The following is a 3692-nucleotide window of genomic DNA, read 5'->3' as shown; positions in this document are numbered from 1 at the left end:
ATTGGGACTCGTTTAAAGTCATTACAAATGACGGCGAAATTTTATTATCTGATGCACGTCCTTATATGAGAAAACGTCGTTTTATTCCGTGGAAAGAAATCTTAAAGGATTGGTTGAAAAAACCACGTGTTGTGGGGCATTCCCGTTACGCAAACTATTTACCAACACGCATTAAGGAATATTTAACGGTCCCTTCACTAGTATTGAGAAAACAGCGAATCAATGAATTACTGACGCTTTTACTCACACATGATATGAATGACATTGATCAAAATTTCTATGATTATATTGGACGTGAGTCTGAGGAACTAGAACACCCTTACGGTGTGAATTGGACAGAATATGATGCATTATCACCAAAAGGAACGGAGGCGTCGAATCATGAATGAAGCGATTTTAACACTCTGTAAGCAATTGAGATTAGCACACGTAGCAGAAGCGATTAAAGAAGTCCCTTTTACCGAACCAGAAGAATATATTTATCAAATCTTATTAAAAGAGCAAGTAGGCAGAGAACAAGCCAAAATAGCACGCAACTTGAAACAGGCACGTTTTATCGATACGAAGACGCTTGAAACCTATCAGTGGCATAAAGACATTTGTTTACCTAGTCATTTAACAAAAGAAGAATTAGAGCAGCTGGATTTTATTCAGAGAAAAGAGAATGTTATTTTAGTTGGCGCACCCGGCACAGGTAAGACACATTTAGCCTCAGCCCTTGGCCGAAAGGCTTGTGAGTATGGGTTTGAAGTCCGTTTTTATCGCGTTTCACATTTAGTTGAGGAACTAGAGCAAGCCTTGCATACGGGGAAAATGAAGCAATTTAGAAATAAATTAGAAAAAGTGGATTTAATGATTTTAGATGAAATGGGTTATTTGCCTTTTGGCAAAGAAGGAGCAGAATTACTATTTCAAATTATTTCAGAATTCTATGAACAAAAGAGTCTGATTATCACATCAAATTTAGAGTTTAGTCAGTGGAACCGTATTTTCTCGGATTCACGTTTAACGGCAGCTCTGGTGGATCGTTTGATTCACCATGCCCATATTATTTCGTACACGGGCCAAAGCTTCCGTTTAACAAACGCATTGTCGAGAAAATAAGGAAAATATCGGGTGGCAACATTCTGTATTTTTCGTTGCAATTCTCTGCACTTTTTTATTGCAAAACACAACAATGATACTGAGTTTTCGAATACAACTATATTAATGGTAAATTTAATTTACGAAATTATTCCTTCCCTAGGATACGAGGTGACTATTGAGTCTATTAATTTTACGAATTTAAATGCTCAAAAAATAAAAGGAATGAAATTAAAAGGAACAGATTTACTAAACGAAAATGAAGTACTACAAAGGATTCATAGTAAAGATGAAGTTGATAATATAAAAATTAATATTGAAAAAATTAATACAATAGCAGGGGAGAAAACGATTACAAGTTTATCTTTTATTGTTGATATTCAAGGAAGGCTTTCATTTATATTTGATGCGGATATGGATATTCCTTATGAGTATAAGTTGATTTGCTTAAATATACAGAAGAAATTAGACGAGTTAATTTATGATTCTAATAGTATAAGAGAAGGAGTAAGGCTTATTGAAGAAAATCTCAAACTTCCGAAAACGTTACATCAAAATTTAAGAGAAATCCAACAATATTTGTATGACACGATTTCCGATGAAAATATAAGAATTGATATTGAAAAATTTTTCTTGGCGGAATATCCACTTTCACATATTCAAATAAAACAGGAGGTGTAAAATGTTTTTTTGTAATAGTATGATTCCTGTAGAAATAGTAAGTTTTAATGCTGACGCTAGTCTTTACAATTATCATTTTTTCGAAGAAAATTCTACTAATACAAGAAAATTTTTCTCAATTAATTTTTATGATAGCGATTTCTCAAGTGGGGAAATTTGCTATACGTTCTCCTATGAAAATGGGAATATGAATATTATAAATTTTTTAAGAACGAAAAATATATTTTATTTTTTCACTTCTAGTATTCAGCATCTAAAATATTTCAAAAAAATAATCAGGGAGATGTATTCAGGAATTGAGGAGTTTAAAATTTTAAAGATACCTTTAGGAGGGAATTTTGAACTACCTAGTAATATTGAAAAATGTGAGATAATTGAAAGTAATAATATATTGGGATTGACTATGTTAATAACCATTAACAGACAATCATATATTATTAAACTCTATACAAATGGAGTGATTACTTTTCCATCAACAAATGATTCCTCAGTAGTGAAGTCGTTTGTTGAAATTAGTTATACTATATTAAAACACAATGAGGATTAATATCAATGCCAATATCTTTTTTTGAAAATATTAGTACCTACTCTATACAAATTTTAAGTTGGACATCACCTATTGTGGCTGCCTTATTAGCATTAATAACAATTATTTTTAGTCAATATAATGAAAGGATTTTATATCAATCTAAATTAAAAGACAGGGAAATATCAAAAATACTAAAACATACTAATTACAATTTTGAAGAAATAATCGATAATATTAACGATGTTCTTTTTTTAATAAATGGGCAATTAATCTACAAAGTGACATTAATATTCTTTATTTTTATGTCTATATTTTCTTCAATTGCTTGGTCAATAGCAGGAGTTGGTTATTTTTTGAAAAGGGATACTGCTGAGAATGATGCATCCCATTTTGCAGATGAAATAATAATAATTATCGCTGGTTCAGTTGTTTCTTTGACATTTCTTATTATTCCGATAATTATTTGGTTTTTTAATAAGAAACCACTATTGAAAATGAATAAATTTAATAATATTACCTACGATAATTTGGAAAAATATCTTAGGGGATTATCTAAAAATAATGTGATAGATATTCCTTTAAGCTTAATAGAACCAGTATTATCTGTAGATTTAGATTTTAAAAAAAGAATAAAATTTTCACTTAATAAATCTATACCTGTAGTAAATTTAGTATTAGTTTATGAATTAATCTGTTCTGATGATAAAAAAATATTTTTGAAATTCAACTTAAAAAAGAATTTAGAAGAGATGAATTTCCATATAAAAGGGAAAAAAGATGTTGGTTTTGAAGGTACATTGTTGGATATTAAAAATTCCGAAAAATGTAATCTCTACGTTATGTCAGAAAAAAATAAGTATTGTTATATTTTAAACAACCAATCGAGTTAATTTCATAACTCCAATCCCTTGTCTCCCAAGGGTTTTAAAACAATAAAAAATGGGCACCTCCCCAAGATGGTATAATTTAAGTGACCAAACCAAAATTATCCAAGAGGTGAATGCCCTATGACTATTGTAAAACAAATGCGTCTATTTGACATCCATGAATTAATGGAAATGGAAAGTTCTCGTCGTTTCGATGCGATTTTAGCCACATTCGACTTACAACCGATCTTACAGCTATTTCGTAAAACGACGATGTATGGCGCACCACGAGAATTAAACTATGGTGCGATGGTGCAGTCACTTGTCATTCGGATTGTCGAACGTATTCCAACCGTGAAAGATTTGGTCAAACGGTTGAAGTATGACATTCTATTTCGTTTAGATTGTGGTTTTCTGCTCTCTGATTGTATTCCTTCAGAAGCCTCATATTCACGTATGGTCAGCGTGATTAGTGGTTCAGATGCCTTCGTTCAAATGAATGATAAGGTGATTCAAATAGCTTTCACAGAAGG

5 protein-coding genes and 1 pseudogene are annotated in these 3692 nt (G+C 31.1%); all 6 read left to right on the top strand.

The window, feature by feature from the left end; genetic code table 11:
• Positions 1-389: pseudogene (locus tag V514_RS0108900) on the top strand (IS21 family transposase); the annotation flags it as partial.
• Entirely contained in the window at positions 382-1104 is a 723-nt protein-coding gene (gene istB, locus V514_RS0108895; protein ID WP_035944561.1) for an IS21-like element helper ATPase IstB, read from the top strand. The pseudogene V514_RS0108900 and the gene istB, both read left to right, overlap by 8 nt.
• A 105-nt stretch (positions 1105-1209) precedes the next feature.
• Entirely contained in the window at positions 1210-1764 is a 555-nt protein-coding gene (locus V514_RS0108890) for a hypothetical protein (RefSeq protein WP_152528958.1), read from the top strand.
• Positions 1765-1783: 19 nt separating this feature from the next.
• The gene (locus tag V514_RS0108885; protein ID WP_152528957.1) at positions 1784-2311 is read left to right on the top strand and encodes a hypothetical protein; all 528 of its coding nucleotides are present in this window, start codon (positions 1784-1786) and stop codon (positions 2309-2311) included.
• 5 nt (positions 2312-2316) lie between these two features.
• Entirely contained in the window at positions 2317-3183 is an 867-nt protein-coding gene (locus tag V514_RS0108880; RefSeq protein ID WP_029499603.1) for a hypothetical protein, read from the top strand.
• A 117-nt stretch (positions 3184-3300) separates the two neighbouring features.
• Positions 3301-3692 (top strand): transposase (locus V514_RS0108875; RefSeq protein WP_029499602.1); only part of this gene is annotated, 392 nt, incomplete at its 3' end.

It is taken from the genome of Kurthia huakuii LAM0618 (assembly GCF_000505545.1).
Lineage (GTDB): Bacteria > Bacillota > Bacilli > Bacillales_A > Planococcaceae > Kurthia > Kurthia huakuii.
Note: the sequence above shows the minus strand (reverse complement) of the source record. Positions and strands in the feature narration are given on the sequence as shown.

Bases quoted from the DNA above. Each gene is read 5' to 3' on its own strand.
- V514_RS0108885 (WP_152528957.1), top strand. From the start codon at position 1,784: ATGATTCCTGTAGAAATAGTAAGTTTTAATGCTGACGCTAGTCTTTAC.
- V514_RS0108880 (WP_029499603.1), top strand. From the start codon at position 2,317: ATGCCAATATCTTTTTTTGAAAATATTAGTACCTACTCTATACAAATT.
- istB (WP_035944561.1), top strand. From the start codon at position 382: ATGAATGAAGCGATTTTAACACTCTGTAAGCAATTGAGATTAGCACAC.
- V514_RS0108890 (WP_152528958.1), top strand. From the start codon at position 1,210: ATGGTAAATTTAATTTACGAAATTATTCCTTCCCTAGGATACGAGGTG.